The organism is Hydrogenophaga sp. (genome assembly GCF_041633695.1).
In the GTDB taxonomy this organism is placed as follows: Bacteria; Pseudomonadota; Gammaproteobacteria; order Burkholderiales; family Burkholderiaceae_C; genus Hydrogenophaga.
In genome coordinates this window covers 1-6,964 of sequence record NZ_JBFJMY010000213.1, presented here as the reverse complement: position 1 = coordinate 6,964, position 6,964 = coordinate 1, and the positions used below count along the sequence as shown (strand labels likewise).

At 65.0% G+C, this 6,964-nt stretch carries 8 protein-coding genes; 4 read left to right on the top strand and 4 right to left on the bottom strand.

Going from position 1 to position 6,964, the window contains the following annotated elements; genetic code table 11:
- The 3 genes from ABYB95_RS13685 to xdhC form a co-directional block, all read right to left on the bottom strand.
- Positions 1-273, bottom strand: a 273-nt coding sequence (locus tag ABYB95_RS13685; protein ID WP_372659115.1) for an alcohol dehydrogenase catalytic domain-containing protein, incomplete at its 3' end; no start/stop codon positions are given.
- Between the two features lie 191 nt (positions 274-464).
- The gene (locus ABYB95_RS13680; protein ID WP_372659114.1) at positions 465-1,661 is read right to left on the bottom strand and encodes a urate hydroxylase PuuD; all 1,197 of its coding nucleotides are present in this window, start codon (positions 1,659-1,661) and stop codon (positions 465-467) included.
- Positions 1,662-1,812: 151 nt separating this feature from the next.
- Positions 1,813-2,670, bottom strand: a complete 858-nt coding sequence (xdhC, locus tag ABYB95_RS13675) for a xanthine dehydrogenase accessory protein XdhC (RefSeq protein ID WP_372659113.1) — start codon at positions 2,668-2,670, stop codon at positions 1,813-1,815.
- A gap of 178 nt (positions 2,671-2,848) precedes the next feature.
- Here xdhC and ABYB95_RS13670 point away from each other — a divergent pair, with 178 nt between their 5' ends.
- On the top strand, positions 2,849-3,418 hold the full coding sequence (locus ABYB95_RS13670) for a hypothetical protein (protein WP_372659112.1): 570 nt from the start codon (positions 2,849-2,851) through the stop codon (positions 3,416-3,418).
- A 100-nt stretch (positions 3,419-3,518) separates the two neighbouring features.
- Here the strand turns inward: ABYB95_RS13670 and uraH are convergent, their stop codons facing one another.
- Positions 3,519-3,872, bottom strand: coding sequence for a hydroxyisourate hydrolase (uraH, locus tag ABYB95_RS13665; RefSeq protein WP_372659111.1), 354 nt, complete (start codon positions 3,870-3,872; stop codon positions 3,519-3,521).
- 108 nt (positions 3,873-3,980) lie between these two features.
- Between uraH and ABYB95_RS13660 the strand changes: the two genes are divergently transcribed.
- From ABYB95_RS13660 to uraD, 3 genes are all read left to right on the top strand, one after another.
- Entirely contained in the window at positions 3,981-4,646 is a 666-nt protein-coding gene (locus ABYB95_RS13660; protein WP_372659110.1) for a GntR family transcriptional regulator, read from the top strand.
- A gap of 148 nt (positions 4,647-4,794) precedes the next feature.
- Positions 4,795-5,769 carry an allantoinase PuuE gene (gene puuE, locus ABYB95_RS13655; protein ID WP_372659109.1) on the top strand — a complete coding sequence of 325 codons (975 nt, stop codon included), beginning with the start codon at positions 4,795-4,797 and terminating at the stop codon, positions 5,767-5,769.
- 2 nt (positions 5,770-5,771) lie between these two features.
- Positions 5,772-6,964, top strand: a 1,193-nt coding sequence (uraD, locus tag ABYB95_RS13650) for a 2-oxo-4-hydroxy-4-carboxy-5-ureidoimidazoline decarboxylase (RefSeq protein WP_372659108.1), incomplete at its 3' end; no start/stop codon positions are given.

Here is a 6,964-nt window from a genome sequence, read left to right as displayed (position 1 = left end):
TTCGGGCGTGTACAGCGGAATGACGTGGTCGCCCTTTTTGAGGCTGGTCACGCCGGGGCCCACGTCCACCACGATACCGGCTCCTTCATGGCCCAGGATGGCGGGAAAGATGCCTTCGGGGTCGGCACCCGAGAGCGTGTAGTAATCGGTATGGCAAATGCCGGTGGCCTTGATTTCGACCAGCACTTCGCCCAGCTTCGGGCCCTCGAGATCGACGGTTTCGATGGTCAAGGGTTGGCCTGCTTTCCAGGCCACGGCGGCGCGTGTTTTCATGGGTAGAGATGGGTTGGTGAAAGCAGCGGCTAGGGTACCGCAGATCAAACACCCTGAAACTCGCCTGGGACTAAACGCACGAGGCTGAACCGTGCCAGTCTCAGAACACCGCGGAACTTCCCTTCGACAAGCTCAGGACAGACCGCAGGTGTTGCCCCCTGGGGGATAGCGCAAAGCGCTGCGGGGGGGAGTCAGTCGGTCCGTGCACCGCCCTTGAACCATTGCGCCACCAGCGCGCGCTCGGCGTCGGTGATGCCGGTAGCGTTGTTCATGGGCATGAGCTTCATCACCACCACTTGCTGGTACACGGTTTGCGCGTGCTGCTGCAAGCCCTCTGCGGTGTCGAGCCGCACGCCCTTGGATTGCAAGGCTTCGCCGTGGCACATCACGCAGCGCTGGTCGATCACGGCGCGCACCTGGGCATAGCCCACCTGCTCGGGCGCAGCCACAGCGGTGGTGGTGGCGGGCTTGAGCCAGACGATCAGCGCGAGCAAGACCAACACGCCCACGGCGGCATAGGGCCAGGGGTGGGCATTGCGCCCGAGCTTGAAGCCGTGGCGCATGACGAAAAACTGCCGGATCGCCGCACCCGCGAACATCATGCCGATCAGGATCAGCCAATTCTGTGGGTGGGTGTAGGTGAAGCTGTAGTGGTTGCTCAGCATGGCAAACAGCACCGGCAGCGTGAAGTAGGTGTTGTGCACGCTGCGCTGTTTGCCGCGCTGGCCGTGCACCGGGTCCACGGGCCGCCCGGCCTTGAGGTCGGCCACCACGGTGCGCTGACCGGGGATGATCCAGAAGAACACGTTGGCGCTCATGGATGTCGCCAGCATGGCCCCCATCAACAGAAACGCGGCGCGGCCCGCGAACATCTGCGTGGCCGCCCAGGCCGCTGCGCACACCAGCACCAGCACCAGCGCACCCACCAGGGCGTCGCCGTTTTTGCGCTGACCCAGGGTGCGGCAGATGGCGTCGTAAGCCAACCAGAACAGCACCAGAAAGGCCAGCGCCGCAACGACCGCACCGGCAGGGCTCCAGCTCATGATGTTCGGGTCGATCAGGTAGACGCTGGGGCTCCAGAGGTAGGAGATGAGGAACAGCGCAAAGCCCGACAACCAGGTGGAGTAGCTCTCCCAGTAGAACCAGTGCAGGTGCTGGGGCAGCTGGGGCGGCGATACCGCGAACTTGACCGGGTGGTAGAAGCCGCCACCGTGCACGGCCCACAACTCGCCGCTGACACCGTCTTTCTTCAGCTGCTCGTCGACCGGCGGGGTCAGACTGCTGTCGAGAAAAACGAAATAGAAAGAGGAGCCAATCCAGGCGATGGCGACGATGACGTGCAGCCAGCGCAAGAGCAGATTGGCCCAGTCGAACAAATAGGATTCCATGGCACCTCAACAGAACGGCATGGCCGCCGGGGTTTGTGACTCACCACGGCGGGCGCTCTGAGTCAACCAGGGGCCGCGCTGTGGGGACATGCTGTCTGCCCCGTGCTCCGCTGCGACCGGTAAAAATTGTATACAGTTTTTGAACGCCTTCTCACGACCGCTCTTCTTCCCCTACCGCCTCAGCGGCAGAAGAAGTCACCAGCAACATCTGGGCCACCACCGCTGCCGCGATCACCGCCGGCTGCTTGCCGCTGATGCCCGCAATGCCGATGGGCGAGGTGATGTGCGCCAGCGCTTGCCCGTTCCAGCCGCGCTCGCGCAAGCGGTGCGCAAAAGTGGCCCATTTGGTGCGGCTGCCGATCAGCCCGACAAAAGGCAGGTCGGCGCGTTGGCGCTGGCGCTCCAGACAGGCGGCCACCACGTCGAGGTCTTGCGCGTGCGAAAAGCTCATGATCAGCACCAGCGAACCGGGCGGCAAATCCCACACCGCCGCCTGCACCGGGTCGGAATGTTCGGTGCGCACATGGTCGGGCACATCGGCGGGGAAAATCTCGTCGCGGCTGTCGATCCAGCTCACCGAGAACGGCAGGGGCGCCAGCGCCTGCACGATGGCGCGTCCCACATGACCACCGCCGAACAGGCCCACGGGCGTTGTGGCCGTCGCCAGGCGCTGGCGCAGTTCCGCTGCCTGCGCATGGTCCACCGGTTCGAAGCGCAACACCACGACCCCGCCACAGCATTGGCCCAGACTGGGCCCCAGCGCCTCGCGTTGCTCCCACGCGACAGCTGCGCGCCCGGCTGGATCGGTCAGCCAGGCCCGGGCCTGGCGCATGGCGGCCCACTCCAGTTGCCCGCCGCCAATGGTGCCCACCACCGCGTCGGGAAACACCGCCATCCAGGCGCCGTTCTCCCTGGGCACCGAGCCTTGGCCCTGGGCGACCGATACCAGCACGGCGGGCGATGTCGCCAGCCGACTCAGAAAGTCTTGCAAATCAACGGAGGCGAACAACCGAATTTCCCGGATGGTGTGTGAAAAAGTAAAGGTGGAAACAGCCCAAAGTATCCCCCGCTGCTTGGCATATCGCCCCACAAAAACCACAATACACTGCATCTGTCCGCCCATATGGCGCTTCGGCGCCTTTATGGACTCACCGAACGAGCCCGTCGCGCCACCACAGGACCGCAGTTTGAAGAAAAATTCCACCCTTGCGGCCTGCCCAGAGCCCACCGCGCCACAACACCACACAGCCAAGCCCGCCCGCAGAATCTGGGGTTATCTGGGCCTGTGCACCGCCGCCTTGCTGGCGGCCTGCGCCACGCCACTGCCCCCGCCACCACCGCCACCACCTCCCCCGCCACCGCCACCGCCGGTGGTCGTCGCCCCCCCTGCATTGCCTGCCCCCGCCTTGATTTCCAATGCCGTCACGCCCCGCGATTACCGCCGCGACGGCGCGCGCCACCTATACGAACACAACGGCCACCGCATTTTCAAAGGCCAGATGCCCCCGCTGCTGTACGCCGTCGGCGTGCTGCAGGTGGACGTGGACGACCGCGGGAATGTGCGCCAGATCAACTGGATGCGCGCACCCAGCCACGTGCCCGATGTGATGCGCGAGATCGAACGCACGGTGCGCGCGGCAGCACCCTTTCCTGCGCCGGTGCGGCTGGGCAGCGTGACCTATACCGACACCTGGTTGTGGGACAAGAGCGGGAACTTCCAGCTCGACACCCTGACCGAAGGCCAGCGCGACAAGTAATTGGGATCACCCCCGCGCCGCCTGCGGCGTCACCTACTCAAGCGGACGGCACTGGCGCCGTGGCCCACTGGAGGGTGAACCGAAGCCGCCCGGGGGAATCTCAACTCCCCCGGTAGGTGGAGTAGCTCCAGGGACTGACCAGCAAGGGCACGTGGTAATGCTGGTCGGTGTGCGCCACACCAAAGTCGAGCGCCACCCGGTTCAGGAAATTGGGTTCGGGCAAAGCCACACCGCGTGCGGCAAAGTAGCCGCTCACGTCGAACACCAATCGGTAGGTACCCACGCGCAAGCTGGCGTTGTCGTACAGAGGCCCGTCAGGGTTGCGCCCATCGGTGTTCAGCACAAAGCGCTTGACCAGTGTGGCCTCTTCGCCCTGGGTGGTGTACAGCGCCACCCCCATGCCCGCAGCCGGGCAGCCATGCATGGTGTCCAGAACGTGTGTACTCAGGCCCATATCGCTTGCTCCATTCGGTTGTTTGGCGTGGCGCTGCCGGTTCTGCACGTTCGCCACAGTCGACTGAAAGTGTATACACTTTTCATTTTTCGTGGCTATGATGCCAGCATGGAAACCTCCAGCACCCACCAGATCGTCGAGTCGCTGACACGGGCCATTGTGGAGCACCGGTTGCACCCCGGCACCAAACTGGCCGAGCAAAAGCTGGCCGATCATTTTGGGGTGTCGCGCACGCTGGTGCGGCAGGCGCTGTTTCAGTTGTCGCAAAACCGGCTCATCCGTCTGGAACCGGCCCGTGGCGCTTTTGTGGCCACACCCTCGGTGGACGAAGCGCGCCAGGTGTTCGCAGTGCGGCGCATGCTCGAAGCCGAGATGACCCGCAGCTTTGTGCGCGGCGCCACCGGCGCCAAGATCAAAGCCTTGCGCGAACACGTGGCACAAGAGAAGCAGGCCGTGAGCCGCGACGACGTGCCCGGGCGCACCGAGTTGTTGGGCGACTTTCATGTGCGCATGGCCGAGCTGATCGGCAACCAGGTGCTGGCCGACATGCTGCGCGAGCTGATTTCACGCTGCGCCCTCATCACGCTCATGTACCAGAGTTCCGAGGCGGCCGAAACCTCCAACGACGAGCACGCCGACATCGTCAAGGCCCTGGCCGCCAAGGACGAAGCGCTGGCGGTCCGCCTGATGGACGAACACCTGCTGCATGTGGAAGCCACGCTGACCTTCGATCACAAACAACCGATCAACGAACTCTCGGTGGCGTTGTCATGATCATGGAACGCCCCCGCCACGCTGCGCGCGCCCACCTGAAGAGGGCAACCCGATGCGGCCCGGCAGAGCCAGTTCCGCCGGGTTGCTGGCCGGGGCACTTCGTTCCGGACACGACGCAGCTTTGTCCTTCCGTTTTTTTGTCTTTGCCATGAAGATCTACGACGCCACCGCCCCCTACCCCAGAGACCTGATCGGCTATGGCCGCGACGTGCCGCATGCGCGCTGGCCCAAAGGCGCCCGCATTGCCCTGCAATTCGTGCTGAACTACGAAGAAGGCGGTGAAAACAGCGTGCTGCACGGCGACGCCGGCTCGGAGCAGTTTTTGTCCGAGATGTTCAACCCACCGGCTTTTGCGGCGCGCCACATCAGCATGGAAGGCATTTACGAATACGGCTCGCGCGCCGGGGTCTGGCGCGTGCTGCGCGAGTTCGAGCAGCGCGGCTGGCCGCTGACCGTGTTCGCCGTGGCCACCGCGTTGCAAAAACACCCCGACGTGTTGGCCGCCTTTGTGGCCCAGGGCCACGAGATCGCCTGCCATGGGCTGAAATGGATCCATTACCAGGACGTGGCCGAGGCCACCGAACGCGCCCACATGGCCGAAGCCATGGCCATCCTGAAAAACCTCAGCGGCGAACGCCCATTGGGCTGGTACACCGGGCGCGACAGCCCCAACACCCGGCGCCTGGTGGCCGACTTTGGCGGCTTCGCCTACGACAGCGACTACTACGGCGACGACCTGCCGTTCTGGATGAAGGTGCGCAAGACCGACGGGCGCGACGCGCACCAGCTCATCGTGCCCTACACCCTGGACTGCAACGACATGCGCTTCGCCCTGCCCCAGGGCTACTCACACGCCGACCCGTTCTTCCAGTACCTCAAGGACACGTTCGACGCGCTCTACGCCGAGGGCGACCCGGCGGGCCTGGATGCGCCCAAGATGATGAACATCGGCATGCACTGCCGCCTGCTCGGGCGGCCCGGCCGCATCACCGCGCTGCAGCGCTTTCTGGACCACGTGGCGCAACACGAGCATGTGTGGGTGGCGCGCCGCGTGGATATCGCCCAGCATTGGCGCTCGGTGCACCCCTGCCCCGCCGGTGCACCCGATGCCATGAAAGCCTGAACATGCCCACGCCCCAACCCCTCACCCTGGAACAACTCAACGCGGCCCCACTGGCGGCGGCGGTGCAGATGCTGGACGGTTTGTACGAGCATTCGCCCTGGATCGCCGAGCTGGCCATGGCGCACCGGCCCTTCGGGTCGCTCGCCGCACTCAAACACGCCATGGTGCGGGTGCTGGCGGCCGCGCCACTGGAAGAGCAACTGGCGCTGATCCGTGCCCACCCCGAATTGGCGGGCAAGGCCATGGTCAGCCAGACGCTCACCGCCGAATCGACCCACGAACAGAACAAGGCGGGGCTGACGCAATGCACGCCGCAAGAGTTCGCCCACATCCAGCGGCTCAACGCCGACTACAACGCCCGCTTTGCGTTCCCCTTCATTCTGGCGGTGCGCGGCCCGCGTGGCACCGGCCTGTCGAAACAGGACATCATCGCCACCTTCGAGCGGCGGTCGCAGAACCCGGTGGATTTCGAGCGCGCCGAGTGCCTGCGCAACATCCACCGCATCGCCGAGATCCGGCTGAACGACAAGTTCGGCTTCGAACCCGCGCTGGGCAACACCGTCTGGGATTGGCACGAGGCGCTGGCGCAGCACAGCGACCCCGGCTATGCCGAGGCCGGCCAGCTCACCGTGACCTACCTCACCGAGGCGCACCGCGCCTGCGCCGCCCAGTTGCAACAGCAAATGCTGGCCTGCGGATTTGACAGCGCGCACATCGACGCGGTCGGCAACGTGGTGGGCGTGTACCACGCATCGACAGGCTCCAGCCGAACGGACGCAGCTGCAACGGCGAAACGCTTGCTCACCGGCAGCCACTACGACACCGTGCGCAACGGTGGCAAATACGACGGCCGCCTGGGCATCTTCGTGCCCATGGCCTGCGTGCAACAGTTGCACGCCGCTGGCAAGCGCCTGCCCTTTGGCATCGAGGTGGTGGGCTTTGCCGAAGAAGAAGGTCAGCGCTACAAAGCGACCTTCCTGGGCTCGGGTGCCTTGATCGGCGACTTCAACCCACACTGGCTGGAGCAGCTGGACACCGACGGCACCAGCATGCGCGAAGCGATGCAGCGGGCGGGTCTGCCCGCCACGCTGGACGCCATTGCGCAACTGAAGCGCGACCCGGCGCACTACCTGGGGTTCGTCGAGGTGCACATCGAACAAGGTCCGGTGCTCAACGAGCTGGACCTTCCACTGGG

Coding starts and splice junctions, on each gene's coding strand:
- ABYB95_RS13680 (WP_372659114.1), bottom strand. CDS start 1,661: ATGGAATCCTATTTGTTCGACTGGGCCAATCTGCTCTTGCGCTGGCTG.
- uraH (WP_372659111.1), bottom strand. CDS start 3,872: ATGGGCCTGAGTACACACGTTCTGGACACCATGCATGGCTGCCCGGCT.
- ABYB95_RS13660 (WP_372659110.1), top strand. CDS start 3,981: ATGGAAACCTCCAGCACCCACCAGATCGTCGAGTCGCTGACACGGGCC.
- puuE (WP_372659109.1), top strand. CDS start 4,795: ATGAAGATCTACGACGCCACCGCCCCCTACCCCAGAGACCTGATCGGC.